Below are 22,986 nucleotides of genomic sequence, written 5' to 3'. Positions count from 1 at the left end.
GCTGGGTGTGTGACGGCCTAGTGCAGGGTTTGACGAACAGGCGGGTGGCGCAACAGGTCGCCATCTGCGTGTGATCCGGGGCGTGCGATGACACAGGGGCGTCCCAGACGGGCCACCAGGTCGCGCATCTGCAACCCGAGGAACGTCAACCCGCAGACACGTGTACCAGTCTCGGTGTCGGTGATGCACAGGAGTCCCTGTCGAAACATCAGCCGATAACCCTTGGGTGTGAGCGTGTCGATCAGCTGTGACCAGCTGGTCGCCTGATCAAACACCGGCAGCAGGACCGAGCGCAGCAGTACGGCGGTTTCACAGTCAAAATGCGCCGGGCTATAGCGGTTATGTTGGATCAGCGCCGGGTCGGGACCCAGTTGCGACGTTTTCTTTGTGTCCATAGAGCACCTCAATTCCTGATGCCCCCCCAAGTTCGTTCATGCTGACAGATCATTCTGCGCTCTGTCAGATTTGTCATGATTTGTTGTTAACTTTGGTTAATTACTGTGGCGAATTGATGTCAATTTGCGCTGAAACGGCGCAATGTTTCTGGTCCTTCAACAGTTTCGGGCTGTGTGCACCCGCTCAGATGGGCCAGAACCGTGTGCAACTGATCCGGGCCTTTCACCAATCGACAGGCGTTGATCCGCAGGGCGGCGGTGGCCGGGATGGTGGGGCTTGACCCCATGACACGCACACCCCACTCTGCGCCAAAATCAGAGCAGGAGCCGAAATGGCCAGCAGTCCCGTCCCGTTTTCCCGTTTCGAATGGATGATCGCCTGGCGATACCTGCGCGCGCGCCGGGCCGAGGGCGGGGTCAGCGTGATGACCTGGATCAGCCTGATCGGCATTGCGCTGGCCGTCTTTGCGCTGATCGCCACATTGGCGGTGCGCTCGGGGTTTCGGTCCGAATTTGTCGGCACCATCCTGGGCGCGAATGCCCATGTCACCGTGTATTCGGTTGGTGTGGTGCAGGACGGTGGACGGATTGACCGCACGATTCACGATTATGACGCCCTGGCCGACCGTGTGGCCCAAGTGCCCGGTGTCATCCGGGCCGCGCCTTTGGTCAAGGGTCAGGTGATGGCCTCCTTGCGTCAACGCAATGCCGGGGTCGAGGTCTTTGGCATCAAGGCCGAGGATATCGCCACCCTGCCGGGCATTGCCCAAAGCGCGGAGTCCTATGGCGACCTGTCCCGGTTCGGGGACGGGATCGCGTTGGGATCGGGCGTGGCGCGGGCGCTGGGCGTCAGCGTGGGCGAACGGGTCAAACTGATCTCGCCCAATGGGGTTAAAACCGCCTTTGGCACCAGCCCGCGCGTCAATGCCTATGAGGTGGTGTATATTTTTTCCGCAGGGCGCTATGACATCGACCGCACCCGTGTCTACATGCCGTTTGCCGAAGCGCAGAGCTATTTCAACCGCGAAGGCGTCGCGGATGAGATCGAAGTCATGGTAGCCCAGCCCGAACAGGTCGAAACGTTGACAGGGCCCTTGCTCGAGGCCGCCGGAGACCTGGGTCGGATCTGGACGTGGCGCGACGCCTCGGGCGGGTTCCTGCGGGCGCTGGAAGTCGAGGACAATGTGATGTTCATCATCCTGTCGATCCTGGTTCTGATCGCTGCAATGAACATCGTGTCCGGGCTGATCATGCTGGTCAAGAACAAGGGCCGTGACATCGGTATCCTGCGCACCATCGGTCTGAGCGAAGGGTCTGTTCTGCGGGTGTTTTTCATCTGTGGTGCCTTTACCGGCATCATTGGCACCGGCATGGGGGTGGTTTTGGGGAGCCTGTTTGCGATCTATATCGACCCGATCTTTTCGTTTGTGAACTATGCCATGGGCGGTGGTGTCTGGGATCCATCGATCCGCGGGATTTATGCCTTGCCGGCCGAGCTGCATCTGAACGATGTGCTGAGCGCGGTGGGGCTGTCGTTGGGGTTGTCGTTTTTTGTCACGTACTTTCCGGCCCGACGCGCGGCGCGGATGAACCCGGTGGAGGCGCTGCGGTATGAGTGAGCCTGTGTTGCAATTGCAGGGGATCTGCAAGTCCTACAATTCCGGCCAGAGTTCGGAAATCCAGGTGCTGCGCGGGGTCGATCTGACCCTGGCGCCAGGCGAAGTTGTCGCCATGGTGGCCCCGTCGGGCGCGGGCAAATCGACGCTTCTGCACATCGCCGGATTGCTGGACACACCCGACAAGGGCGAAATCCGGGTGGCCGGACAGGATGTCACCGGACGCAGTGACCGGGTGCGCACAGGGGTGCGGCGGCGTGACATTGGGTTTGTCTATCAGTTTCACCACCTGCTGCCGGAATTCACGGCCAGAGAAAACATCGTCTTGCCGCAGTTGGCCAACGGTGTCAGCCAATCACAGGCCCAGACGCGCGCCGGTGACCTGTTGGCCCGTGTGGGTCTGTCGGAACGGGCAGGGCATCGCCCGGCCGCCTTGTCGGGGGGCGAACAGCAACGGGTGGCCTTTTGCCGGGCGCTGGCCAATTCTCCGCATGTTTTGCTGGCGGATGAACCGACAGGCAATCTGGATCCCGACACGGCAGATCAGGTGTTTGGGGCATTGATGGATCTCGCACGCGAGACAGGGTTGTCGGCGCTGGTTGCCACCCACAATCTCGAGCTGGCCGCCCGGATGGATCGGCAGGTGCGGCTGGAGGCGGGGATCCTGGTCAACACCTGAGGTCCATGTGTTCTCCAGTGATGCGGGCCGTTGGTCAGGTCATTGGGTCGGGTTGCAGCGCACCTAGGGGGGCGCGTGTGCAAACTGCCCAACCCGTAGCATGTCCGCAGGTGCGTCAGAAACGCCAGCCAAAGCTCAGTCCTGTCACGACTGATGCTTCGCCGTCCACCCAATCGACGTTGATTTCCGGTTTGATGGAATAGCCGCCTTCCATTTCAAATTCATATCCCACGCCGGCCCGGAACAGAAATTCCGTGTTGCCGCCTTCGATCTCGGCTCCGGGCATGGCGGTCAACTGCCATCGGGTGTCTCCGAGATTGACGACCAAAGGGATGCCGACCACCCAGGCGTCCAGCGACTCTGTTGCATATTCAGCCAGAACACCGACTGACGTCCGATGGGACAGGGCATACCGATACTGCCCCCCAATCGAAAAGGCATGTTCCCGGTGCCCATGATGATCCGCGTAAGTAGACCCGATAAACAGCTCGACAATATGGGGCCCGCTCTCAGCTTCGAGAGTTTCATGCGCGGCTTCGTTTGCCGCGGATTGCATCGGGACAAGGCCCCCAAAAGACAAAAGTGCAGCGGATAACAGATATGGAGCAGTCGATTTCATGGCAAATTTCCGAAAACAAAAAAGGGAAGGTTAGACGCAATCGTCTAGCAAATTGGTCCAAATTGCAAAAAAATGCGTATCACCTGGCGATGTGCATGGAGCGGACCCTGGGCCAAAGGTCTGATTTTGGCTGCGAACAGCGCCGAAAACATACCCTGATTACGACAGCTGGGTCACTCCGACTCCGACGGCCATCAACCCAATTCCTGCGGATCGGGCCAGCGTCAATGGATTGGCCTGGGCACCAAACAGCCCAAAGTGGTCGATTATCGCGGCGCTGATCAACTGGCCCAGCAGCACAAAGAACACGGCGTTTCCGACGCCGAAATGCGGTGCCACATGGGTGATCGAAAGCACGTAGAACGCCACCAGAAGACCTGCAAGCAGCAAATGCTTGGGGGCTTCCACGACCTTGCTCAGGGCGTGCGGGCCGGTGAACAGCAGCAACAACGCCGAGGCCCCAAAAGCAACGGCAAACAGAACCACCCCGGCTGTGGTGGGCGAGCCGATGAACCGACCCAGCCCAGCATTCAGTGCGGCCAGAACCGGGATACCAATTCCAGCGGCCAGCATGAGGGCGGCGTAATGTGTCATGTCAGGATCCTGTTGCAGTGCTCTTGGGGAATGTGGATAGTCGGTTGATCTGGATCATTGCCGTCCGGGCAGGCAGGGGCAAGTCTGAAAATGCCAGGAAATGACCTGAGAAACCACGTTAGAAACGACAAGGATCCCATGTGACATTTTCCATGCATGCTGTGACTGTTCGGATTGCGATGGCGGTCCCGGGCCTGTGTTTGATGGTCCTGATTGCCTGTACGCCGGTGACAGAGCGGTCGGGGGCCGATCTGTTCAAACAGAACTGTGTCTCCTGTCATGGGCGCAGCGGTGCCGGGGACGGACCATTGGCAGATCAATTGCCGGTTCCTCCTGCCAACCTGCGCGGGCTGAGCGCGGCAAATGACGGAGTTTTTCCGGCCGAGCGTGTGATCGCCACCATGCATGGCTATCGCGGCAAGGACGTCCAGGGGTTGATGCCAGAATTTGACGGGCTGTTGGACGGCCCCAAAGAACCCTGGACAACCGCCGACGGTCAGGTGATCGCTACGCCAACCGCTTTGGTGACATTGGCGGGCTATCTTGAAACGCTTCAGGACCTGTGACGGGTGAATTCGACGGGAGGAGTTGAATATGAGATTTATGGCGCAGATTACTGCCTGTGTGCTGGCCGGAACCTTGCCTGGGATGGCCGGTGCCGCTGAACCGGTCGGGGACGCCGATACCGGGGCCGGGGTCTTTCGGACCCATTGCGCGACCTGCCACGGCATCGAAGCGACGGGCCACGGTCCCATGGCGGGGGTTATGGTGATCAAACCGACGGATCTGACGGCGCTGCGTGCGAACAACGGTGGGGTTTTCCCCACTGCGCGGGTTGTCATGCGCATTGACGGGCGCGATCCGCTGGTCAGCCACGGCAGCCCGATGCCGGTCTATGGCCCCTTTTTCGAGGGGGACGATGTGGCGCTCAAGACTGCGGCGGGGCAGCCGATCCTGACCAGCCGTCCGATCGCCGATTTGATGGCTTTTCTGCAGGGGGTACAGGCACCATGAACCGGATGACACCATGGATGTGCTGTGCTGCGGCGCTGGGGCTCTGGGCCTGTAGCGATGCTGAAATGCCACCCGCAGCCGAAGGGGAAACGCTGTATCTGGAAAACTGCGCGGCCTGTCACGGTGTGCGCGGTCAGGGCGGCGAGCTGGTTGGGGGACAAAACGCCCCGGATCTGACCCGGATCGCAGCCCGGCGGGGCGGAGATTTCCCCAGGGCCGAGATCCTGTCGCGCATTGATGGCTATGGGCGCGGACATGACACCTCCCAAATCATGCCGGAATTCGGAGCGCTGCTGTCCGGGCCACCCATTCCGCTGGATGTGGACGGGGTCATGACGCCGACGCCGCGCTCGTTGGTTGCATTGCTGACCTATCTCGAAAGCGCACAGGTCGCCGACGGGTAACGCCGGACAGGCATCGCCTGTTCGGCGCTTGGCCCAACGGCCTGTGTGGCATCGCAAGATGCCCCTCAGGCGGGCGGGAGCGCGTGTTGGCAGGTGCAGGGGCTGACACCGGGCAACAGGCAGACAACAGGCAACAGGGATCAGTCGCAGATGCCGTCGACCTCGGCGTCTTTCCACGGAAGATAGACATCGTTTTCCCGGCTTTGGGGCAGATCTGAGACCGGAAAGGCCCCTTGCAGCATGTCGTGCAGGCGCTGGGTGCGTGGGGCCGTGGGGGCCAAGGCGCGACAACAGACGTATTCTTCGACAATGGCCCCTTGCTGTTCGTAGCCATAGCTCAGGAAATCCGGGGCACCGGAGAATTCGAACAGATAGGGATCGTCGCTGGCGCTGTGCTCGGCGGCGGCGCGCAGCGGGTGATATCCGGTCTGTTTTCTGTTTTGCCATTGCCAGACATGGGTCATCTCATGGGCCAGCAACATGGCTTCGACCAGGTACAATCGGTCCGGATAGGCAGGCAGATAGTTTTCGGTATACCAGTGTTTGGCAAACAGGATCCGGTTGAACAACGCCACGGCAGCGGGAGAGGTGGTGACCACCTCGTCCTTGCTGGGTGGAAGAATGCGCTCGCGACAGGTGACCCGTGGGCGGGGTTTGCGCCGAAAGGTGACGCTGCCCACAGGCGCGCCTTTGACCAGACGCACCCGGTCCATGTCCAGCGCGCTGCCATGCAGCTTGGTCACAAAATCGCGTTCGCTGTCGGTCAGCGGGCGACCGCAAGACACGACCAGAAACACGACCAGCGACAGGATCAGCGACCGGTGGATCAACATGCGCGCCTCCCTACACCCTTTGGCCAGGCTGCGACCAGGTCGAACATGAAAGACACGGATATGTTTGTCATACGCTCATTGCCAGTACACGACTGACTTCGCTCAGCGATCGCCCGCTCTGGTCGCACCAGGTGTTGAATGCGCTCTGCACGGCCTTCATCGCCGTTTTCGACGTCGGTTGCTTGTCCACAACGCCTTCGGCAATCAATCGGGCGGTGACGTCCCGTGACAGGATAAACGCATCGCGGCCGGCAAATCGCATGGCGTATTGCCCGGTCATGCCGCCCAGGCGTGACCCGCGTGTCTTGAGCATGTCCAACAGACCAATGTAATCCTCGGATGGCCAGCCACCCAGGGTCTCGCTGACCCCGCCCTCGGCGCGCAACTCGAGCAGCAAGGCGGCGTTGTCGCGCACGGTGGCAATCTTTGGGCCATTGCGCACAATGCGCGTGTCCGTGATCAGGGCGTCGAATTTCTCGTCATCCATAAAGGCGCACCGCCCGACGTCAAAGCCGTCAAACGCGGCTTCGAACCCGGCCCATTTGTGTTCGATGACCTTCCAGTTGAACCCGGCCTGAAACACGCATTTGGTCAGTGTCGCCAGCCAATGCGCCTCGGGCAACTGGGCCAGCTCTTGGACAGGGCGGGGGCGTGTCAGCTTGGCTTCCAGACTCTCTGGCCCGCCGTGGCGGTCTGCCGAAATGGCAAAGATCTGGTCAAAATCACGCATCAATCCTGCCTCTCGCGTTCAGGGAACGTAGAACGTGGCGGTGGCGGTGGCCACCGGTTTGCCACTGTCGGCGCTGTTCATGCTGGCGCGGGTGAAAATCAGGGCCCGCCCGGCCCGCACCACTTTGGCGTGGCACGCGATTGCAGATCCGACACCGGGGCGCAGGAATTGCGTGTGCAGATCGGTGGTGGCGATGGGGCGTGCTTCGCCGGTATGGGCGATGGCGGCCAGCACCATGGATGTGTCCGCCAGCGCGGCCAGCGCCTGTCCCGAGACAATGCCCCCCACCCGGGCAAGACTGTCGGTAATCGGCATCGACAGGGTGACACCCTCGGGGGTGGCCTGCGTCACGGTGAGATCCAGCGCCTGTACCCACGCGGCAAAATTTTCTTGCAGAAAGATTTGCAGATCCTGTGGTGTCATCTGTGTCCCATCCCTTGTCGGCCTTGTCGCACCTATCGCCGCTGGCCGTTGGTGCCGCGATTTGCTGCTGTGGTCCCGTATGCGTCTGGCGATTGCCTGCAACGTCGCAGAAAACCCCACCCATGTTCAAGGATTTATCCCCATCGCGCTCAGAGCGTGCAAAATCACCTTTGGGACGGGGGGGCGTGGCTGTGCCGGCTGGCAATGTCTGGGGGCGACTGGCGGGATCAGCGCAATTCGACAATGGATTTTCCCAATCGAAACGGCGCGGCAAAGCTGACCAGACACAGGGCAATGATCTGCAACAGCAGGATATGGGCGTTGTCCTGCAGGTATTCCCATTCGTCCTTGAGCTTGGCCACCTGCATCACCAGTTCGTCATAGGAGCGCGCCAGAATGATATAATCGCCGGCAATGGCTGGCACCTTGCGACGCAGATTATCGACGGCTGCCTGGGTTGGTTCATCCAGCGTGGTGAAAACCAGGAATTGATTGGGGTCAAACGCGGCAACCATGTCCTCCATATCGTCCATGCCCTCATCTGACCCGCTCAACAGAATTGTCAGCCCCTGCAATGGGGCGACCTCGTCGGTCACGGCGATGAACAGCGGCAGTTCGGAATTCTTGGCGGTCGAGGCCGACAGGAATTCGACCTTGTCACACAGCACCGCGATATCGGCGTCATAGGCGGGATCACAAAACCGCAACCGAAACCGGGCGGCGTCGCGGTCAAAGGCGGCCGTGGCGGCATAGGCCACGTCGATCTGGCGGTCTAGCCGCGAGCTGTCGGCCTTGTAGAGCCCCGCCAGCACCGCCACCAACGCGCCAAAGCCGCCCAGCACGACCCAGACCAGATCGGCGAGCTTCCACGATTTATGCCCCGCGGGTTTGCGAAACAGAAATGCGGTGCCGATCAGCCCGGTGATGAAAAACATCAACAGCAGCGGCAGTTGGTTATTGGCAATGAATGTCATGTGCCGGATGTTCCGGCATTGCGCGCGCATGTGCAACCGGGCTCACAATAATTTGGGTATGCGGTTTTTGGTCATACGGTGCGCCCCGGTCTCAGCCATGGGCTGCCGGGGGGGAGATGTTCGGGAGCGGGGAGAGGCAAAAAAGGCGGCGCCGCCGGTCTGGATGAATGATGGGGTGTCAGCCCATCCCGTGATTTCGAAATCCGGGAGGTCCCGCCGATCAGGCAGACCCCGGTATCCATGAATGGCCGGGGTGCCAGTCCCGACCGGTGTTGCAACGCCGATGATCCTGCGCGCCAGAGGTCAGCAAAGCGCTAACGAAGCGTGCGTTGCCTGCGTTGATCCGAGGGCCTTGCGGAGAGGGCAGATTGGGCGCCGTCCGAGTGGATGAGGGCGAATGGTTATCACCCGCACCACTTGGGGCGCGACACGCAGTGGCCCGGCCCGCGCCTGACCTTCCCCCCGGGAGTTCACACTGGTCCGCGAAGCGGCAAACCGTCCGGGGGACGGTTTGAAGTGTGGACGGGCGGAGCCCTTCGCACACGACAGTGCAAATTAAATAGCGGCGTTAGCAGTAATCCACCTGGGGCGTGGCGCGCAGCGGCACGTCCCGCGCCTGACCTTCCCCCCGGGAAGGCGCATTCGCGCCTCCCCAAGGTCAGGCGCGGGCCTCTTTCCTTCTCAGAAAGGTTGTCGAAATTAATTCAGGAAAGGTTGGATAAATCTAAGAATGTAGCAAATTTTTCCACAGCTCTACTTTGCAGCTCCTTTGCCTGATCCTCGATGTTTTGCTTTTGGTTGCGATATTTAGTCAATTCTGCGTTGAAATTGTCTATCTCACTTTCATCTGCGCGTCGACTTTTCATCCTCTGTAGTTCAGCTCCGCCATTGGCCAGGCTACTGTATTCGGTGTTGTAGTTACGTCCGATTTCTCTTGCGTCCGATAATAATTCTTCAATCTCTTTTCCGAAGAGAATCCTGGCGTGATGTTTCTGATACTGAAGTTCTCTGAAGTACTCATCAGAAACAGAATTATGCCAAATTACTTCATCCAAAAAGCGAATGTACGCCTCATAAACTTTAAACCGTTTATCATACAGCGAAACCGCAACTGCTGCTTTGGATATGCGAAATTGACGATAGGCAAAAATTACTATTGCAATGGCAAGTGCCAACTCGGCAATGGCAAGCCAAGGTTCCCCTAGTAGAGAATTAACCAACTTATTGAACTCAATCAGGTTTTGAGTTGCGGTAATAGTGGTGTGACTCAAACATCCAACTCCTCCACAAACCGCGCGTTCTCCTGAATGTATTGGAACCGCAGTTCGGGCTTTTTCCCCATCAGACGTTCGACCAGATCGCCGGTTTCGCCCGGTTCGTCCTCGTCGATCGTGACCCGGATCAATTTCCGGGTTTTGGGGTCCATGGTGGTCTCTTTTAGGTCCTTGGCGTCCATTTCACCCAGACCCTTGAAGCGCGAAACGTCAATCTTGCCCTTGCCGCCCAGACCCTTTTCCATCCATTCATCGCGTTCGGCTTCGTCCAGGCAATACACCCGTTTCGCGCCCTGGGTCAGGCGGAACAGGGGCGGGCAGGCCAGATACAGGTGGCCGCCGTCGATCAGCGGGCGCATCTGGGTAAAGAAGAACGTCATCAGCAACGACGCGATATGCGCGCCGTCCACATCCGCATCGGTCATGATGATGATCTTGTCATAGCGCAGATCGTCGAGCTTGAATTTGGTGCCCAGACCAACGCCCAAGGCCTCGCACAGGTCGTTGATTTCGGCGTTGGTGGTCAGTTTCGAACTGGCCGCGCCCAACACGTTCAGGATCTTGCCCTTGAGCGGCAGCAGCGCCTGATTGACCCGGTTGCGCGCGCCCTTGCCCGACCCGCCCGCGCTGTCGCCCTCGACGATGAACAATTCGGTGCCGGCGCGATCCTTGGAGGTGCAATCGGTCAGCTTGCCGGGCAGGCGCAGACGTTTGGTGGCGGATTTGCGCTGGGTCTCTTTTTCCTGTCGGCGGCGCAGACGTTCTTCGGCACGCAACACCAGAAAGTCGAGGATCGCCCCGGCGGATTTGGTATCAGACGCCAGCCAGTTGTCGAAATGGTCGCGCACCGAATTTTCCACCATCTTGTTGGCGGCCTCGGTCGAAAGGCGGTCCTTGGTCTGGCCCACAAATGCCGGGTTGGCAATGAAACAGCTGACCAGCGCACAGCCCCCCGTCAACATGTCGTCGCGGGTGATCTGGGCGGCCTTCTTGTTGTTGACCAATTCGCCGTAGGCTTTGATCCCTTTGAGAATCGCGTTCCAGAAGCCGGCGACATGGGTGCCGCCTTCGGGGGTGGGGACGGTGTTGCAATAGGATTGGATGAACCCGTCGCGCGCGGGCGTCCAGTTGATCGCCCATTCCACATAGCCCGCTTCGCCGAATTTTTCGCGAAATTCGACCTTGCCCGAGAAGGGGACGACGGCATAGGTCGATGCCTTGCCCAGCACTTCGCTGAGGTAATCCTTGAGCCCGCCGGGGAAATGGAACGTCGCCTCGGTCGGGGTTTCGCCGTCGTCGATGTGGGATTTCCACCGGATTTCAACGCCGGAATAGAGATAGGCCTTGGACCGGACCAGGGACATCAGGCGTTTGGGTTTGAACCGGTGCGAGCCAAAGATCTGTTCGTCGGCATGGAAGGTCACGGTGGTGCCGCGCCGATTGGGAGCCGCACCGATTTTTTCGACGCCACCCAGCGGGACACCGCGGGAAAAACGCTGTTCAAACAGTTCTTTGTTCTTGGCCACCTGGACAACAAGGGAATCAGAGAGCGCATTCACCACCGACGAGCCGACCCCATGCAGACCGCCCGAGGTCTGATAGGCCTTGCCCGAGAATTTGCCGCCCGCGTGCAGGGTACACAGGATCACTTCGAGCGCGGATTTGCCGGGGAACTTTGGGTGCGGGTCGATCGGGATGCCACGTCCGTTGTCCCGCACGGTGACCGCGTAATCTGCGTGCAGCTCGACTTCGATCCGGTTGGCGTGGCCCGCGACCGCTTCGTCCATCGAATTGTCGAGGATCTCTGCAACCAAGTGATGCAAGGCCCGTTCATCGGTACCGCCGATATACATGCCCGGGCGCTGGCGCACCGGTTCAAGGCCTTCCAGGACTTCGATCGAGGAGGCGTCATAGGTGTCGGGGGAGGCTCCGGACAGGAGATCTTCGGGCATTGCGGGCTGCTCATTGTTGGATCTTGTTTGAGCTGCATTATGGCAGGTGTCGTGGGTGGGGGGAAGGGGGACGCGAGGTGTTGTGGATAACCTGCGGACCCAGAGCGGCTGCGCCCCGGGCGGCGTCGGCATTTGCGAGGCTCTGCCTCGCGCTCCGGAGTTTTTTGGCAAGATGAATGCAGGAGCGGTTTGCGCGTCCTGCCAGGGGAGCGCGCGGGGGTGCGCGCCAGGGGAGCGCGCGGGGGAGCGGGGCCATGGTCGCGATATTTCAATTTTTGAAAACAGGCCTGCAAAATCTGCGAGGTGCTGCGAACCGGGGTGCATCCCCGCGGCTGTCACGTTAGATCAGCGGGACCATAGGCACAGGCAGAGGACAGGCGCGTGGATCAGGACGGTATGGACCCCAAAGACTGGCAGGCGTTTCGCAGGCAGGCGCATCGGATGCTGGAGGCGTCTTTGGATCAGTTGGAGCAGGTGCGGGATCGTCCGTGGAAACCAGTGCCCGAGTCCGTGCAGCAGGGATATGCCATTCGGGGCGAAGGCGGCGATGTCGTGGATCGGATCACCCGCGATGTGCTGCCCTATCATGGCGGCAATATCCATCCACGGTTCTGGGGCTGGGTCCAGGGCAGCGGATTGGCATCGGATCTGATTGCGGGCATGGCGGGGGCTGCGATCAACGCCAATGTCGGGGGGCGCGATCATGGGGCGGTCTATATGGAGCGCGCGGTTGTCGACTGGACCCGGACGAAGATGGGAATGCCCGAGCAGGCGGGCGGTGTCCTGACGGCCGGGACTTCGCAAGCCACGGTGATTGCATTTCAGGCGGCGCGGGTGCGGGCCATGGCCGAGGTGCGCAAGACCGGGCAGCAGGGCACGCGCCTGACGGCCTATGCCGGGCAGGGGGTGCATAACGCAACCCGCAAGGCAATGGAATTGCTGGGAATTGGCGCGGACAACCTGCGGTTGGTGCCTTTGATGGACGGCCAGATGGACGGCGGGGCGCTGGCCCGGATGGTGGCCGAGGATCGCGCCGCCGGTGCGGTTCCCTTCCTGATGGTGGGCACGGCCGGGTCGGTGGATTTGGGGCTGTTTGACGATCTGAACATGTTGGCCGATCTGGCATCTGAACAGAACCTTTGGCTGCATGTGGATGGTGCCTTTGGGGCTTGGACCCGGATTGCCGAGGACCCCTGGTACAGCCTGACGGATGGGTTAGGACGGGCCGACAGTATTGCGTTGGATTTTCACAAGTGGATGTATGTCGGGTATGACTGTGCCATTGCGCTGATCCGCAACGTCGCTGACCAGCGGGCCGCCTTTGCGGCGCGGCCGGCCTATCTGGAGGGGGCGGATCGGGGATTGGCCGGGGGGGACCCGTGGTATTGCGATTATGGCATCGACCTGTCGCGGGGCAATCGGGCGATCAAGGTCTGGACCGCGCTGGAAATGCATGGCGAGGCGGCCTTTGCGGCGGCCATTACCGACAATTGCCGGATGGCGGCCTATATGGCCGACCGGGTCACGGCGGCTCCGCAGATGGCGATGGGGGCACAGGTTGTGTCCAATGTCTGTGTGTTCACCGCGCGTGCGGATCTGGAGGCGGCGGCGCAATCGGCCTTGAACGCGGATATCGCCCAGACCCTGCAGGAAACCGGCGAAGCGGTCTTTTCCACGACGCGGGTGGACGGCGTGGTCATGCTGAGGGCGGCGATCACCAATCACCGCACCCGGGCTGCGGATGTGGAAGCTGCTTTGGCGGCCGTGGCGGATCTGGCCGCGCGCTGAGCGCCAAATGACGTGGCATTCCTGTTGCCAGACGGGGCACGTCGATTAGGCTGGCCCCCAAACCATCAGGGAGCCACGCATGAGCTGGATCAGAACCATCCCCTTTGAACAGGCCACGGGCAAGCTGAAGAAGCTGTATGCCCGGGTCACCGGCCCTGACAACAATGTCGACAACATCATGATGGCGCATTCCCTGCGACCGCATTCGATGGAAGGCCATATGGTGTTGTACAAGAACGTGCTGCACCACACCGGCAATACGATCCCGAAATGGTTTCTGGAGACCTTGGGTGTCTGGGTGTCGGAACGCAACGGCTGTGACTATTGCGTGCGTCATCATTTTGCAGGCCTGCAAAGGCTGCTGGGGGATGAGGCGCGCGGGCAGGCCATTCTGGCGGCAATCCGCCACAACACCCCGTCCCAGGCCCCGCTGGATGCACGCGAACAGGCGGCGATGGTCTATGCCGCCAAATTGGCGCGCACGCCGGAAGATATGGAGCAGGCCGATGTGATTGCCCTGCGTGATGCCGGGTGGGGGGATGGCGAGATTCTGGAGATCAACCAGGTAACCGCCTATTTCTGTTATGCCAACCGGACGGTTCTGGGGTTGGGGTGTTCGACGGCCGGTGATGTGTTGGGGCTGTCTCCAAACAAATCCGAGGATCCTGACGATTGGGGCCACAGTTAGGATCTGATGCAGGGGGCCGGTGATGTCCGGTGGCACCAATTCTGTGGGTGGCGCGATTTGGGAGTGGGCGGGTCATACCCCGCTTTGTCAGAGGGGATTTCGGAATGACTGTTTTTGATGCAACCAGGATCTGTTTTCGCAAGTATTTCGTCTTTTCAGGGCGGGCGGTGCGGTCTGAATATTGGTGGTTTGTCCTGTTCGTGCTGGTAATCAGCACGGTTTTGGCCGGGCTTGACGCTGCGCTGTTTGGCGTGGATCCCGAAACCAAGGAGGGGAGACGGGTCATGGCTCCGGTTTTTCAGCTTGGTGTTGCTTTCCCGATGCTTGCCGCGGGATGGCGTCGCCTGCAGGACACGGGGCGGCCCGGTTGGTATCTGTTGTTGCCGACAGGGTTGGGTATCATGATGGTGATCCTTCTGTTCAGCGGCCTGGTCGTTCTTTCGGGGTTTGGGCCATATGCCGACACGCCTGACGCCTTGACGGGGCCAGCAGGCATGTTGGTGGTGATCGGCGTGGGGCTTGTCTTCGCACTGCAACTCGGTCTTTCGATCCTGATGATCTGGTGGCTGACCCGTCCATCACAGGAGGGAGCCAACGACTATGGGCCCGCTGTTGTCTGACCCAAGGGGCTGGGGCCCGCGCCAATGACCATTTGATCTCGTTCGGAGCATTCTCATGAAAACCTGTATTCTGACCACCGTTGCGCTGACCGTGGCATTCTCATCTCCTGTATTTGCGGATTGGAGGTTCAGCGCCGGACCCAGTCCCATGGCGTTTGTTCAGGCCGGCCAGTCGACCCTGGAGTTGGGCTGTGACCGCATCCGCTTTGCGCCTGCGGGCGACAAGACCACTCAGGACATCGCCGCCAAACAGGGGCTGTCCCTGAGGTTCCTGACGGCTGGTGCCGTTGAAATCGCGGCCTTTCAGGTTGGGCAGGACAATGCCGATCTGCGGGTGGGTGACGGCAATGTGGTGGATATCGTTCTGTGGGACAAGGCAGACCATGCGTTCGTGATGGATCAGATGGCGGCGCATATGTCCGTCAATCTATCCGGGCAGGAAACAGAGATGTCTTATGGTCTGTTCGACCTGAACGGATCTGGGGCTGCGATCAAATCGCTGCGCTCGGCCTGTGATGACAGCCCGCAGGAGACTGTTGCCTACGAAGCCCCCGAAGGTGTGGTGTATTGCGGTGGTGGCGGCGTAAAGCGTCAGATCGAATATCTGATCCTCGCGAACCCGGCGGACGATTGGGATGCTCGGGTCACCGTCAACGGGGAAACAACCAAAGCCATGACGGCCTATAGCTATTTTGGAAATGCCCAACCGCCACAGGGGTTTGTGGTTGCGTTGCTGGGGCAGGACAGGTCCGAGTTTCTGATCTTTCAGGATGGCGGTGACCATTGGCTCGAATTTGGCGACTATCGGTATGATCAATGCAATTGACACACGGGGCAGCGTCGGAGTGCGGGGGCGCTGGTGTGGGTCAGGTGTTCACCCACGTCAGCACCGCCTGGGCCACCTGTTCCGGCTTCTGATGCAGCAACCAGTGATCTGCACCGGGAATGGTGACCCGTGTCAGGTCGGCGGCAAACGCCTCCAGCCCCTGAGTGGTTTCAGGGCGCAGCGCGGTGTCTGCGTCGCCCCATAGCAACAGATGTGGACAGCGCACTTGCAGGCGATCCACCGGAAAGTCCGGCAGGTCGGTCAGCGGTTCTCCGGGTTTTGCGACCCGCAGTGGCGAGGCCCGATACCAGTTGATCATGCGATTCAACTGAGTGGCGTCGCCCCAGGCCTGTCGGTAATTGGCGAGCCGCGCGCCGGTGAGCCAGGACAAATCCATATTGGCCGAAAACAGGTCCAGAAGCTTGGCAAACCCGTCGGCGGCCAGAATGTCTTCGGATCCGGGTTGGCGCAGGAAGTGGATATATTGCGACGCCGCCGATTGGGCCCCACCTGCTGCCAGCGCCCGCTGGAACGGAACCGGATGCACCCCGTTGGCAATGATCAACCGCTCTGTCAGGTCCGGATGGAACATCGCCAGCCCATAGGCAATTGCCGCCCCCCAATCGTGGCCAAAGACGGTCACCGGCCTGTCCAGTTGCCGGATCAGCGCGGTCATATCCCCAACCAGTTCCGAGGCGGCATATCGGGGGATGCCAGCGGGGGACCAGCTGCGCCCAAATCCGCGCTGATCCGGTGCGATGCAGTAAAAATGTCCGGCCAGCAGAGGAGCCAGGTCGGACCATGCACCGCCGTATTCGGGAAACCCGTGCAGCATCAACAGCGGCGGGTTGGCCGGATCGCCCCAGTGATAGCAGTGAAACCTCTGGCCGTTCAGGTCGCGGAATTGGGATGTTGATGTCATGGCCCCACGATGCGCGGTGTGACTGTCGGGATCAATCTGCGGTGTCGGTTTCGTGACGTCACCACGGCGGGCACAGACCACCCACAAGGTAAAACATATGCCGGTTTTGGCAATTTGTTTGACACAGATCAGCGCGCCATTTCGGGCCGCCTGCTAGACGGGTGCCAAACAGTGATATTCAGGAGATTAATATGACGAATGCGACTGCCAACCTTGCCCAAGCTCTGGAAAATGGGGCAACAGAGACCTTGGAACAACCGGGTGACGGGGTGAGCGAAACGCAGCCGGACGCCCCTGCGGTGACAGGGCGCGCAGATCAAATTCGCCAGGCGTTCGAGACCGGGGAATACCCCTATAGCCGCAAAATGGCCCGTCGCGTCTATGAGGCCGAGAAGGCGGAACTGCAGGCCGAACTGCTAAAGGTTCAGCATTGGGCATTGGAAACCGGACAGAAATTCGTGATGCTGTTCGAAGGGCGGGATGCAGCCGGCAAGGGGGGGACCATCAAACGGTTTACCGAGCACCTGAACCCGCGTCATGCCCGTGTCGTCGCACTGAACAAACCGACCGACGAAGAGCGCGGCCAGTGGTATTTCCAGCGTTATATTGACCATCTGCCCACCAGTGGCGAAATCGTGCTGTATGACCGGTCCTGGTACAACCGAGCAGGCGTCGAACGGGTCATGGGGTTCTGCGAACCGGGTGAATATCTGGAATTCATGCGTCAGACCCCGGATCTGGAGCGGATGCTGGTGCGCTCTGGAGTGCAGCTTTTCAAATACTGGTTCTCGGTGACACGCGAGGAACAGCTGCGCCGTTTCAAAAGCCGCGAAACCGACCCGTTGAAACAATGGAAGCTGTCGCCAATCGACAAGGCCAGTCTCGACAAATGGGATGATTACACCGAAGCCAAGGAAGCGATGTTCTTTTATACGGATACCGCTGATGCGCCCTGGACGGTGATCAAATCCAACGACAAGAAGCGCGCCCGTCTGAACTGTATGCGTCATTTCCTGTCAGCGTTGGAATATCCCGACAAGGATCACAAAATTGCCTGTGCGCCTGATCCGTTGATCGTGGGGCAGGCCCATCACGTCATCCATCGGGCCGACCATATTCTGGGCACCGCGCTGCACCCCAGCACGCGCAAAGCCTGAGGGCACGCCTGCTCAGAGGAGCAGGTTGAGCCGCTCCACCATTGGCAACAGCTGATCAAAGCCCCTGTCCAGCGCAGCGCTGGGCAGGGGCCACTCCTGAGCGGGCATGTCGCGCCAGAAGGTCATGGATTTGCGCCTGAGCAGATTTTCGCGCGGGTGATCTTTTGGGAAAGGCGCGGGGACGCGTTTGAGTTCGGGGTGGTCGACGGAAAAGCCCTGATCTGCGAGCGGGGCACACAGCTGTCGGAAGCCCGCCCCCTTGCGGTCATTGGCCATCGCGTCGCGCCAGCGTGTCAGCTGGTCCTTGTCCATTGCCATGACCCCGCCGCCCAGCCGGACATATTCTGGCGCAATTCCAAAAAACAATCCGGCCGATCCGACCTGCCATAGCATGTGCAGATGGGTGGTATAGGGGGTCTTGTCCTTGGAAAATCGCACGTCGCGATGGGGGCGGAACAATTTGGTCCGAATTGGCAGAGCGGTCTTGCGCGCCAATTGGGCAGACAGGTGATCCAGCAACAGGATCGCGGGGCGTTTCAGGGTGCCGTCATACCGGGCCTTGTGCGTCGTGAACCATGCGCGGGTGTTGGTCTGGCTCAAGTCGTTCAGGAAACAACGGGCATCGGGGATCAGCGCGGCAAAGCTGTCGGTCATGGAAATCTCCCTTGTTGAAGTCAGCCTAACATGAAACTGGCCGACGCCCAGGTGATGTCGCCTCTTGCCCCGGCGCGCAGGGGCTCCTATGGCTGGGATATGAACAATTTGTCGCAGCCAATTTCACCGATGACTTTTTCCGGTCACGCCCGGGCAATTACCATTCTGGGGTTGCCGTTGGTGGGTGGCCATGTGGCCCAATTTGCCATCGGGCTGACCGATACCATCATGTTGGGGTGGTACGGGGCCGAAGCGCTGGCCGCCATCACGTTGGCGGGCAGCTATTTCTTTTCCCTGTTTCTGCTGGGATCGGGGTTTGCCTTTGCGGTGATGCCGCTGGTGGCGGCCGCTGCCGGTGCGGGCGAGGACCAACAGATCCGCCGGACCACGCGCATGGGGCTGTGGCTGTCGCTGATATATTCCGTGCTGGCGATGCCGCTGTTGTGGTGGTCGGAACCTGTCCTGCTGGCTCTGGGGCAGAAAGAGCAAACCGCGGTACTGGCCGCGCAATACCTGCGCATTGCGGGCTGGGGGCTGTTTCCGGCGTTGCTGGTGATGGCGTTGAAGTCTTATCTGGCCGCATTGGAACGCACCCAGATCGTGCTGTGGATTACCCTGTTGGCCGCAGCGGTGAATGCGGTGGTCAACTATATGCTGATCTTTGGCAACTGGGGTGCGCCGGAAATGGGGTTGGCCGGGGCGGCCATCGCGTCGGTGGTCACGCAGCTGGTGTCACTGATCGCAGTGCTGGCCTATGCGTTGTGGGTGCTGCCGGAACATGAGCTGCTGAAAAATTTCTGGCGGCCCGACCCCGAGGTGTTTTCCAGAGTGCTGCGGCTGGGGTTGCCGATCGGGTTGACCAATCTGAGCGAAACCAGCCTGTTTGCGGCTTCGGCCATGATGATGGGATGGCTGGGCACCGCGCCGCTGGCGGCGCATGGGATCGCAGTGTCATTGGCCGGACTGACATTCATGGTGCATCTGGGGCTGTCGAATGCGTCAACGATCCGGGCAGGCAATGCTTTGGGGCGCAAGGACCCGGAGCATCTGGCCCGTGGTGCCAAGGTGGCAACAGTCATGTCGCTGGCCATGTCGCTGGTGGCCATCGCGGCCTTTCTGCTGATCCCCGAGCAGCTGATGTCGCTGTTCCTGGCCGAAGACGACCCGCAAAAGCCGCAGATCCTGGCCATTGGCGTCGGGTTGCTGGTGATGGCAGCCATGTTCCAGATGGTCGACGGATTGCAGGCCATCGCGCTGGGCGTGTTGCGGGGCGTTCAGGACACGGCCGCGCCCATGCTGATCGCAGCGCTCAGCTATTGGGGGCTGGGGATTCCATGTTCTTATGTCTTTGGGTTCGTGTTGGGCTATGGCGGCGTTGGCGTCTGGGTCGGTCTGGTGACGGGGCTGGGCTGTGCCGCGGTTTTGCTGATGTGGCGGTTCTGGCGCGGCGCAGTCAGGCGCATTTGAACGGCTGCGGTGCACCATCGCCAGAAGGCAGCGGTCGCGCTGCCACAGGCGCGCTGGCAGGGTGGTGAATGGTGGTGCGTCCGGGTTATTTCGCCTTGGAGGCCTTGATCAGCCGGTCGGCCTTTTTGCGCACCAGCACGGTGCGCAGGTCATGCATTGCCAGCAACAGATCGTCGGTCACCTGTTCCAGCTGCGCGTCCTGGGCCTTGGTCTGGGCCCAGTGGGTGGTCAGGTTCAAATAATCGACGGCACGGTGAATGTCGTCGATGTCGCGGTCAGCCAACAGCGCCATGCGATCCGTCATCCAGGTTTTGATCTCGTGAAGATCCTGGTCTGACAGCTTGCGATCACCATGGGGTTTGATGTCGCCATTGCGGATATTCACAACGGCGATCTGATCCATTTCAATCCGCCGCTGCCGGTTTTCGGTATCGACGCGGAACACAAAGGCGCCGTTTTCACGTACCCGAAAGTAATAGTCCGGCAGCTCGGCGCCCATGTCGTTCCCTTCTCAAGTCAGCGACGCGCAGAAATTTTGGATGCGCGTACAGGCCTTTTGCAGAGCCTCGTCAGACGTAGCGTAGCTGACCCGGAAGTTCGGGGAAAGCCCGAAGGCCGCGCCAAAGACGACCGCGACATCAGCCTCTTGGAGCAACGCCAGCGCAAAGGTTTCGTCGCTGTCGATCACCGTTCCGGTTGGGGTGGTCTTGCCGATCAGCCCGGCGATCGACGGATAGACATAAAACGCGCCTTCCGGGGTCGGGCAGGTCAAACCGTCGATCTGGTTCAACATGGAGACCACCAGATCACGTCGGCGTTTGAAGATCTCGGCATTGGGGGCCAGAAAGTCCTGGGTGCCGTTCAGGGCCTCGACCGCGGCCCATTGGCTGATCGAACAGGGGTTCGAGGTCGATTGCGACTGGACCTTGCGCATGGCAGCGATCAATGCGACCGGACCTGCGGCATAGCCGATGCGCCAGCCGGTCATGGCATAGGCTTTGGACACGCCATTGCAGGTCAATGTGCGGTCATAGAGGCCGGGTTCGACCTGGGCCGGGGTGCAGAATTCGAACCCGTCATAGGCCAGGTGTTCATACATGTCATCGCTCATCACCCAGACATGGGGGTGACGCATCAACACATCGGTCAGGGCCTTCAACTCATCCCAGGAATAGCCCGCGCCGGTGGGGTTGCTGGGAGAATTGAAAATGAACCATTTGGTTTTTGGGGTGATCGCCGCCTCGAGCTGCTCGGCTGTCAGCTTGAAGCTCTGTTCGATCTGGGTTTCGACCACCACTGGTGTGCCACCGGCCAGCAGCACCATGTCCGGGTAGCTGACCCAATAGGGGGCAGGGATCAGAACCTCGTCTCCGGGGTTCACCGAGGCCATCAGGGCATTGTACAGCGTCTGTTTTCCGCCGGTGCCGATGGACACCTGGGCCGGTTCATAGGTCAGCCCGTGATCCCGCTTCATCTTGGCACAGACCGCCTGTTTCAGCTCGGGCATGCCGTCGGGGGCCGTGTATTTGGTCTTGCCCGCTGCGATGGCGGCGACGGCGGCGTCCTTGATGTTTTGGGGCGTGTCGAAATCCGGCTCTCCCGCGCTGAGCCCGATCACATCACGGCCCAAGGCGCGCAATTCCTGGGCTTTGGTCGTCATCGCAATGGTGGGAGACGGTTTGACGCGGGACAGGGTGTCGGACAGGAATGGCATTTCGGGCCTCGGGTTTGTAAGTTCGGCCCGACTGTCATAGGGTGCGGCCCAAGCGCGATCAAGCGCGATTGCCCCCCTCAAGGAGATCCGAAGACATGAGCGAAGATGTGATTGACTGGTATGGCCCCGATATGGCGACATTCGGAGACCGGGTCGCTGCGGCGCGCGAAGCTGCGGATATGACCCAGGCCCAGATGGCGCGGCGTTTGGGCGTCAAAAAGGCCACGGTTATTGGGTGGGAACAGGATCTCTCCGAACCGCGTGCCAACAAGCTGTCGATGCTGTCGGGGCTGTTGAATGTTTCGATGCGGTGGCTGTTGACCGGCGAAGGCGACGACATGCTGGTCCCGGCCGAAGCCGATGCGCCGCAGGATTTTTCCGAAGTCCTGAAGGAATTGCGCAGCATGCGTGAAACCATGCGCCAGCAGGCTGAACGTGCGGCATTGCTGGAGAAGAAACTGCGCAAGCTGATCGAGAGCGGCGCCCAATGAGCGAAACACCTGAACATCGCATCAAGCGCCTGAAAATGCGCTCGATGCGGCGGGGGATCAAGGAAATGGACTTGATCCTCACTGCGTATGCGGACCGGACACTGCCGCAGATGTCTGCGGCGGAGCTGGATTTGTATGACGCGCTGCTGCACGAAAACGACCAGGATCTGTACCAATGGGTGACCGGGCAGGTCGCCGCACCAGAACCATACGCGAACATGATCCGCGATATATCGCAAACCTTTCAAAAATAGAGAAAAATTCGCTTAACTGATTATTCGGGTTTTTTCTGCACTCTCGGTCTCGGAAATTCGAGTCGGAGAGAAACAACATGAGTATGGAATTGCCTATTGGCCAGAAGTCCGCCAAGGACTTTATGTCTGGCTATCTGGAATCGCTTGCGCTGGTGGAACGGTTGCACCGATTGTTGCTGGATGTGATCAAGGACGAATTCGAAAGGGTAGGCGTGTTGGAAATCAACGCCGTTCAGGCCCTTTTGCTGTTCAACATCGGCGACAATGAAGTGACGGCAGGCGAATTGAAAAGCCGTGGGTATTATCAGGGCAGCAACGTCAGCTACAACCTCAAGAAGCTGGTCGAGATGGGGTACATGCACCATCAGCGCTGTGAGATCGACCGCCGGTCGGTGCGCGTGCGTCTGACGCAAAAGGGCCGGGATATCCGCGATGTGGTGCAGGGGCTGTTCAGCCGTCATGCCGAAGGTCTGGTGAATCGCGGTGTTGTGACCCACGAAGGAATCGAGGAAATCACCGGCGCGCTGAAGCGGATGGAGCGCTATTGGACCGATCAGATCCGGTACATCTACTGAACTTGCGGATGTCCCATGGGATGGGGCAACGTGTGAAAGCAGCCTGTCAGGCGCGCTTTTAGTTTGAGCCGGCCCGATGCGTGAACGGGCGGTTTGGTCGACAAACCGACAAGGGTACTCTTCGTCACCGAAGGGATATGGTCGGGAAGACGGTTGCAGAAGTGACCGGTTGTGGGCCCAGGGAAACAAACTGTCAAAATGTGTACGAATTTGAAGCGGGCTGTCTGGCGGTCCGCCATAAACATGTGCTGGGGGCTCTGCGATGTGTCGTTGCAGATCGTGTCTAAAGTCCAGGCCCGGCGAACCGGGTGACTGTCTGGCGC

Annotated in this window: 28 protein-coding genes; 14 read left to right on the top strand and 14 right to left on the bottom strand. The window is 60.1% G+C overall.

From position 1 onward, the window contains the following. Window positions 1–17: 17 nt before the first annotated feature. Window positions 18–395 (bottom strand): hypothetical protein, encoded by a 378-nt coding sequence (locus QEZ52_RS15930; RefSeq protein WP_406645442.1) that lies wholly within the window; start codon window positions 393–395, stop codon window positions 18–20. A 119-nt stretch (window positions 396–514) separates the two neighbouring features. Beyond that, the gene (locus QEZ52_RS15925; protein WP_406645441.1) at window positions 515–682 is read right to left on the bottom strand and encodes a hypothetical protein; all 168 of its coding nucleotides are present in this window, start codon (window positions 680–682) and stop codon (window positions 515–517) included. A gap of 45 nt (window positions 683–727) precedes the next feature. Between QEZ52_RS15925 and QEZ52_RS15920 the strand changes: the two genes are divergently transcribed. Next, entirely contained in the window at window positions 728–2,014 is a 1,287-nt protein-coding gene (locus QEZ52_RS15920) for a lipoprotein-releasing ABC transporter permease subunit (protein ID WP_406645440.1), read from the top strand. Further along, entirely contained in the window at window positions 2,007–2,690 is a 684-nt protein-coding gene (locus tag QEZ52_RS15915; RefSeq protein ID WP_406645439.1) for an ABC transporter ATP-binding protein, read from the top strand. Before QEZ52_RS15920 ends, QEZ52_RS15915 begins: the two co-directional genes overlap by 8 nt. A 115-nt stretch (window positions 2,691–2,805) precedes the next feature. Here QEZ52_RS15915 and QEZ52_RS15910 read toward each other — a convergent pair whose 3' ends face one another. Then, entirely contained in the window at window positions 2,806–3,309 is a 504-nt protein-coding gene (locus QEZ52_RS15910; RefSeq protein ID WP_406645436.1) for a hypothetical protein, read from the bottom strand. A gap of 159 nt (window positions 3,310–3,468) precedes the next feature. After that, on the bottom strand, window positions 3,469–3,903 hold the full coding sequence (locus tag QEZ52_RS15905; protein WP_406645435.1) for a DMT family transporter: 435 nt from the start codon (window positions 3,901–3,903) through the stop codon (window positions 3,469–3,471). 140 nt (window positions 3,904–4,043) lie between these two features. On the opposite strand from QEZ52_RS15905, the gene QEZ52_RS15900 reads away from it, so the two are divergent. Genes QEZ52_RS15900 through QEZ52_RS15890 form a run of 3 tightly spaced genes read left to right on the top strand, consistent with a single transcriptional unit; the run spans window position 4,044 to window position 5,321 of the window. Next, entirely contained in the window at window positions 4,044–4,469 is a 426-nt protein-coding gene (locus QEZ52_RS15900; RefSeq protein ID WP_406645434.1) for a c-type cytochrome, read from the top strand. 28 nt (window positions 4,470–4,497) lie between these two features. Beyond that, window positions 4,498–4,917, top strand: coding sequence for a c-type cytochrome (locus QEZ52_RS15895; protein WP_406645433.1), 420 nt, complete (start codon window positions 4,498–4,500; stop codon window positions 4,915–4,917). After that, window positions 4,914–5,321: a cytochrome c gene (locus QEZ52_RS15890; protein ID WP_406645432.1), complete on the top strand. Its 408-nt coding sequence runs from the start codon at window positions 4,914–4,916 to the stop codon at window positions 5,319–5,321. Before QEZ52_RS15895 ends, QEZ52_RS15890 begins: the two co-directional genes overlap by 4 nt. Window positions 5,322–5,461: 140 nt before the next feature. On the opposite strand, the gene QEZ52_RS15885 is transcribed toward QEZ52_RS15890, so the two are convergent. The 6 genes from QEZ52_RS15885 to parE form a co-directional block, all read right to left on the bottom strand. Next, window positions 5,462–6,154 carry a hypothetical protein gene (locus QEZ52_RS15885; RefSeq protein WP_406645431.1) on the bottom strand — a complete coding sequence of 231 codons (693 nt, stop codon included), beginning with the start codon at window positions 6,152–6,154 and terminating at the stop codon, window positions 5,462–5,464. A gap of 67 nt (window positions 6,155–6,221) precedes the next feature. Beyond that, window positions 6,222–6,884: a DNA-3-methyladenine glycosylase I gene (locus QEZ52_RS15880; RefSeq protein ID WP_406645430.1), complete on the bottom strand. Its 663-nt coding sequence runs from the start codon at window positions 6,882–6,884 to the stop codon at window positions 6,222–6,224. 18 nt (window positions 6,885–6,902) lie between these two features. Next, complete coding sequence (locus QEZ52_RS15875) at window positions 6,903–7,307, bottom strand: PaaI family thioesterase (RefSeq protein ID WP_406645429.1); 405 nt, start codon at window positions 7,305–7,307, stop codon at window positions 6,903–6,905. Between the two features lie 227 nt (window positions 7,308–7,534). Then, the gene (locus tag QEZ52_RS15870; protein WP_406645428.1) at window positions 7,535–8,281 is read right to left on the bottom strand and encodes a hypothetical protein; all 747 of its coding nucleotides are present in this window, start codon (window positions 8,279–8,281) and stop codon (window positions 7,535–7,537) included. A gap of 704 nt (window positions 8,282–8,985) precedes the next feature. Next, window positions 8,986–9,552: a hypothetical protein gene (locus tag QEZ52_RS15865; protein ID WP_406645427.1), complete on the bottom strand. Its 567-nt coding sequence runs from the start codon at window positions 9,550–9,552 to the stop codon at window positions 8,986–8,988. Then, complete coding sequence (parE, locus tag QEZ52_RS15860) at window positions 9,549–11,507, bottom strand: DNA topoisomerase IV subunit B (protein WP_406645426.1); 1,959 nt, start codon at window positions 11,505–11,507, stop codon at window positions 9,549–9,551. Before parE ends, QEZ52_RS15865 begins: the two co-directional genes overlap by 4 nt. A gap of 381 nt (window positions 11,508–11,888) precedes the next feature. Here parE and QEZ52_RS15855 point away from each other — a divergent pair, with 381 nt between their 5' ends. The 4 genes from QEZ52_RS15855 to QEZ52_RS15840 all read left to right on the top strand — a co-directional run bounded on the left by QEZ52_RS15855 (window position 11,889) and on the right by QEZ52_RS15840 (window position 15,429). Then, complete coding sequence (locus tag QEZ52_RS15855) at window positions 11,889–13,295, top strand: pyridoxal phosphate-dependent decarboxylase family protein (protein WP_406645425.1); 1,407 nt, start codon at window positions 11,889–11,891, stop codon at window positions 13,293–13,295. A gap of 79 nt (window positions 13,296–13,374) precedes the next feature. After that, a complete protein-coding gene (locus QEZ52_RS15850; protein WP_406645423.1) occupies window positions 13,375–13,983 on the top strand; it encodes a carboxymuconolactone decarboxylase family protein in 609 nt (202 codons plus the stop codon). A gap of 104 nt (window positions 13,984–14,087) precedes the next feature. Further along, complete coding sequence (locus QEZ52_RS15845; RefSeq protein ID WP_406645422.1) at window positions 14,088–14,603, top strand: DUF805 domain-containing protein; 516 nt, start codon at window positions 14,088–14,090, stop codon at window positions 14,601–14,603. Window positions 14,604–14,658: 55 nt separating this feature from the next. Beyond that, window positions 14,659–15,429, top strand: coding sequence for a hypothetical protein (locus QEZ52_RS15840; protein ID WP_406645421.1), 771 nt, complete (start codon window positions 14,659–14,661; stop codon window positions 15,427–15,429). A 40-nt stretch (window positions 15,430–15,469) separates the two neighbouring features. Here the strand turns inward: QEZ52_RS15840 and QEZ52_RS15835 are convergent, their stop codons facing one another. After that, window positions 15,470–16,351 (bottom strand): alpha/beta fold hydrolase, encoded by an 882-nt coding sequence (locus QEZ52_RS15835; protein ID WP_406645420.1) that lies wholly within the window; start codon window positions 16,349–16,351, stop codon window positions 15,470–15,472. Window positions 16,352–16,542: 191 nt separating this feature from the next. On the opposite strand from QEZ52_RS15835, the gene ppk2 reads away from it, so the two are divergent. Next, window positions 16,543–17,508 carry a polyphosphate kinase 2 family protein gene (gene ppk2, locus QEZ52_RS15830; RefSeq protein WP_406645419.1) on the top strand — a complete coding sequence of 322 codons (966 nt, stop codon included), beginning with the start codon at window positions 16,543–16,545 and terminating at the stop codon, window positions 17,506–17,508. A gap of 12 nt (window positions 17,509–17,520) precedes the next feature. Here the strand turns inward: ppk2 and QEZ52_RS15825 are convergent, their stop codons facing one another. Further along, window positions 17,521–18,162: a DUF2461 domain-containing protein gene (locus QEZ52_RS15825; RefSeq protein WP_406645417.1), complete on the bottom strand. Its 642-nt coding sequence runs from the start codon at window positions 18,160–18,162 to the stop codon at window positions 17,521–17,523. Window positions 18,163–18,291: 129 nt separating this feature from the next. Here QEZ52_RS15825 and QEZ52_RS15820 point away from each other — a divergent pair, with 129 nt between their 5' ends. Next, entirely contained in the window at window positions 18,292–19,629 is a 1,338-nt protein-coding gene (locus QEZ52_RS15820) for an MATE family efflux transporter (protein WP_406650521.1), read from the top strand. 85 nt (window positions 19,630–19,714) lie between these two features. Here the strand turns inward: QEZ52_RS15820 and QEZ52_RS15815 are convergent, their stop codons facing one another. Together QEZ52_RS15815 and QEZ52_RS15810 are read right to left on the bottom strand one after the other, a co-directional pair. Continuing rightward, window positions 19,715–20,128 carry a hypothetical protein gene (locus tag QEZ52_RS15815; RefSeq protein ID WP_406645416.1) on the bottom strand — a complete coding sequence of 138 codons (414 nt, stop codon included), beginning with the start codon at window positions 20,126–20,128 and terminating at the stop codon, window positions 19,715–19,717. 12 nt (window positions 20,129–20,140) lie between these two features. Beyond that, complete coding sequence (locus tag QEZ52_RS15810) at window positions 20,141–21,343, bottom strand: pyridoxal phosphate-dependent aminotransferase (RefSeq protein WP_406645414.1); 1,203 nt, start codon at window positions 21,341–21,343, stop codon at window positions 20,141–20,143. 95 nt (window positions 21,344–21,438) lie between these two features. Between QEZ52_RS15810 and QEZ52_RS15805 the strand changes: the two genes are divergently transcribed. From QEZ52_RS15805 to QEZ52_RS15795, 3 genes are all read left to right on the top strand, one after another. Next, window positions 21,439–21,834: a helix-turn-helix domain-containing protein gene (locus QEZ52_RS15805; protein ID WP_406645412.1), complete on the top strand. Its 396-nt coding sequence runs from the start codon at window positions 21,439–21,441 to the stop codon at window positions 21,832–21,834. Then, entirely contained in the window at window positions 21,831–22,088 is a 258-nt protein-coding gene (locus QEZ52_RS15800; RefSeq protein ID WP_406645410.1) for a succinate dehydrogenase assembly factor 2, read from the top strand. The genes QEZ52_RS15805 and QEZ52_RS15800 overlap by 4 nt, the downstream gene beginning before the upstream one ends. Window positions 22,089–22,165: 77 nt before the next feature. Then, a complete protein-coding gene (locus QEZ52_RS15795) occupies window positions 22,166–22,663 on the top strand; it encodes a MarR family winged helix-turn-helix transcriptional regulator (protein WP_406645409.1) in 498 nt (165 codons plus the stop codon). Window positions 22,664–22,986 lie beyond the last annotated feature (323 nt).

Origin of the sequence: Aliisedimentitalea scapharcae (assembly GCF_045277565.1) — a bacterium.
GTDB lineage: Bacteria > Pseudomonadota > Alphaproteobacteria > Rhodobacterales > Rhodobacteraceae > Aliisedimentitalea > Aliisedimentitalea scapharcae.
This window is presented reverse-complemented; position numbering and strand designations above follow the sequence as displayed.

Coding starts and splice junctions, on each gene's coding strand:
- QEZ52_RS15930 (WP_406645442.1), bottom strand. CDS start 395: ATGGACACAAAGAAAACGTCGCAACTGGGTCCCGACCCGGCGCTGATC.
- QEZ52_RS15925 (WP_406645441.1), bottom strand. CDS start 682: ATGGGGTCAAGCCCCACCATCCCGGCCACCGCCGCCCTGCGGATCAAC.
- QEZ52_RS15920 (WP_406645440.1), top strand. CDS start 728: ATGGCCAGCAGTCCCGTCCCGTTTTCCCGTTTCGAATGGATGATCGCC.
- QEZ52_RS15915 (WP_406645439.1), top strand. CDS start 2,007: ATGAGTGAGCCTGTGTTGCAATTGCAGGGGATCTGCAAGTCCTACAAT.
- QEZ52_RS15910 (WP_406645436.1), bottom strand. CDS start 3,309: ATGAAATCGACTGCTCCATATCTGTTATCCGCTGCACTTTTGTCTTTT.
- QEZ52_RS15905 (WP_406645435.1), bottom strand. CDS start 3,903: ATGACACATTACGCCGCCCTCATGCTGGCCGCTGGAATTGGTATCCCG.
- QEZ52_RS15895 (WP_406645433.1), top strand. CDS start 4,498: ATGAGATTTATGGCGCAGATTACTGCCTGTGTGCTGGCCGGAACCTTG.
- QEZ52_RS15890 (WP_406645432.1), top strand. CDS start 4,914: ATGAACCGGATGACACCATGGATGTGCTGTGCTGCGGCGCTGGGGCTC.
- QEZ52_RS15885 (WP_406645431.1), bottom strand. CDS start 6,154: ATGTTGATCCACCGGTCGCTGATCCTGTCGCTGGTCGTGTTTCTGGTC.
- QEZ52_RS15880 (WP_406645430.1), bottom strand. CDS start 6,884: ATGCGTGATTTTGACCAGATCTTTGCCATTTCGGCAGACCGCCACGGC.
- QEZ52_RS15875 (WP_406645429.1), bottom strand. CDS start 7,307: ATGACACCACAGGATCTGCAAATCTTTCTGCAAGAAAATTTTGCCGCG.
- QEZ52_RS15870 (WP_406645428.1), bottom strand. CDS start 8,281: ATGACATTCATTGCCAATAACCAACTGCCGCTGCTGTTGATGTTTTTC.
- parE (WP_406645426.1), bottom strand. CDS start 11,507: ATGCCCGAAGATCTCCTGTCCGGAGCCTCCCCCGACACCTATGACGCC.
- QEZ52_RS15850 (WP_406645423.1), top strand. CDS start 13,375: ATGAGCTGGATCAGAACCATCCCCTTTGAACAGGCCACGGGCAAGCTG.
- QEZ52_RS15845 (WP_406645422.1), top strand. CDS start 14,088: ATGACTGTTTTTGATGCAACCAGGATCTGTTTTCGCAAGTATTTCGTC.
- QEZ52_RS15840 (WP_406645421.1), top strand. CDS start 14,659: ATGAAAACCTGTATTCTGACCACCGTTGCGCTGACCGTGGCATTCTCA.
- QEZ52_RS15835 (WP_406645420.1), bottom strand. CDS start 16,351: ATGACATCAACATCCCAATTCCGCGACCTGAACGGCCAGAGGTTTCAC.
- ppk2 (WP_406645419.1), top strand. CDS start 16,543: ATGACGAATGCGACTGCCAACCTTGCCCAAGCTCTGGAAAATGGGGCA.
- QEZ52_RS15825 (WP_406645417.1), bottom strand. CDS start 18,162: ATGACCGACAGCTTTGCCGCGCTGATCCCCGATGCCCGTTGTTTCCTG.
- QEZ52_RS15820 (WP_406650521.1), top strand. CDS start 18,292: ATGACTTTTTCCGGTCACGCCCGGGCAATTACCATTCTGGGGTTGCCG.
- QEZ52_RS15815 (WP_406645416.1), bottom strand. CDS start 20,128: ATGGGCGCCGAGCTGCCGGACTATTACTTTCGGGTACGTGAAAACGGC.
- QEZ52_RS15810 (WP_406645414.1), bottom strand. CDS start 21,343: ATGCCATTCCTGTCCGACACCCTGTCCCGCGTCAAACCGTCTCCCACC.
- QEZ52_RS15805 (WP_406645412.1), top strand. CDS start 21,439: ATGAGCGAAGATGTGATTGACTGGTATGGCCCCGATATGGCGACATTC.
- QEZ52_RS15800 (WP_406645410.1), top strand. CDS start 21,831: ATGAGCGAAACACCTGAACATCGCATCAAGCGCCTGAAAATGCGCTCG.
- QEZ52_RS15795 (WP_406645409.1), top strand. CDS start 22,166: ATGAGTATGGAATTGCCTATTGGCCAGAAGTCCGCCAAGGACTTTATG.